This is a genomic window from Deltaproteobacteria bacterium (assembly GCA_030690165.1).
GTDB lineage: Bacteria > Desulfobacterota > GWC2-55-46 > UBA9637 > UBA9637 > JACRNJ01.
The window spans coordinates 1-1297 of sequence record JAUYHF010000016.1 but is presented as its reverse complement, the minus strand read 5'-3'; the positions used below and the strand labels follow the sequence as shown (position 1 = coordinate 1297).

Below are 1297 nucleotides of genomic sequence, written 5' to 3'. Positions count from 1 at the left end.
AATCGGGAATGCTCCTCTCCGCACTTTAAATAGGGAGCGAGGGTGGTCTGATCACTTATGGCAGGGGAGATTTTTTGTAACAATTTAGCTTTTTTAATAAAGGGAACACATCCCAATTTTTTTGACAAAAATGCAACTATTCCGTAGAATTCCGTCATGTCAAGGATAGCGCGAGCAGTTGCATCAGGATTCCCTCATCATGTTGTTCAAAGAGGCAACAACAGAGAAAAAGTCTTTTTAAACGATGAAGACAAAGAGAAGTATCTATCACTCCTCAAGAAATATTCAGATAAATGGGATACGCCCATCCTCGCTTACTGCCTTATGAGCAATCATGTGCATTTGTTGACGAAGCCAACAAAAAATGAGTCTTTATACAAGATGATGCAGGGTATAACCCTTTGCTATACGCAATACATCAACAGGACATACAAGTGAACGGGCAGGTTATGGGAGAGCAGGTATCATTCGTGCATAGTGGATATAGAGAAAGATTTATGGGCTGTGGCGAGATACAGAGATACATAGAACAAAACCCTGTACGGGCTAAGATCGTGGAGAAAGCGGAAGAATATCCCTACTCAAGCGCAAAGGCTCACATACATGGCGTAAAAGACAAGATACTTGGCGAAGCGCTGTTTGAAGGCGGACAAATGGAAGATTACATAGAATTGATGAATGCAAGTATTAAAGAAGAAGAAGAGGTAAGTAACATAAGGAATCATACAAGGAGTGGTCGTCCCATTGGCAGTGAAAGTTTTATAAAGAAAATGGAGCGGAAACTTGATAGGATATTTAAATTGAGGTCACGAGGAAGGCCGAAGAAGGGGGAAAGATAATAAATGGGATGTGTCCCCAATAAATCCCAATAAATCAAGGGAGATTTCTGATGAAATACAAAGTAAATCTGCAAAAAACAGAGGAAGGGTATGCTGTTTGGGTTCCCGGTTTACCAGGATGCTGGTCGCAGGGAAGAACGGAAGAAGAAGCTTTAGAAAATATTAAAGATGCCATACAGGGTTATTTGGAAACCGTTGAAGAACTCAGCAAGGGCAAAGAATCTCGATATGTAGAAGTGAATTATGCCTAAGCTACCCGGTGTAAACCACCAACGTGCAGTGAAAGCCTTTGAAAAGTCAGGTTTCTGGATTGCAAGACAAGGGAAACATATCGTAATGACTAATGGAAAACGTATTATTACCATTCCAAGAGCAAATCCAATAGACACTTATACTATGGCTGGGATTATCAGAGATACTGGTATTAGCATAGAAGAGTTCAAAAATCTCTTATAGGT

The 1297-nt window shown here is 40.4% G+C and carries 4 protein-coding genes; all 4 read left to right on the top strand.

Features of this window, described 5'->3' with window-relative positions:
* Positions 1–156 precede the first annotated feature (156 nt).
* From Q8P28_04260 to Q8P28_04245, 4 genes are read left to right on the top strand one after another with little or no spacing between them, the layout of a single operon-like run.
* Positions 157–438, top strand: a complete 282-nt coding sequence (locus tag Q8P28_04260) for a transposase (protein ID MDP2682009.1) — start codon at positions 157–159, stop codon at positions 436–438.
* Entirely contained in the window at positions 435–839 is a 405-nt protein-coding gene (locus Q8P28_04255; GenBank protein ID MDP2682008.1) for a hypothetical protein, read from the top strand. Before Q8P28_04260 ends, Q8P28_04255 begins: the two co-directional genes overlap by 4 nt.
* A 50-nt stretch (positions 840–889) precedes the next feature.
* The gene (locus Q8P28_04250; protein ID MDP2682007.1) at positions 890–1090 is read left to right on the top strand and encodes a type II toxin-antitoxin system HicB family antitoxin; all 201 of its coding nucleotides are present in this window, start codon (positions 890–892) and stop codon (positions 1088–1090) included.
* A complete protein-coding gene (locus tag Q8P28_04245; GenBank protein ID MDP2682006.1) occupies positions 1083–1295 on the top strand; it encodes a type II toxin-antitoxin system HicA family toxin in 213 nt (70 codons plus the stop codon). Before Q8P28_04250 ends, Q8P28_04245 begins: the two co-directional genes overlap by 8 nt.
* Positions 1296–1297 lie beyond the last annotated feature (2 nt).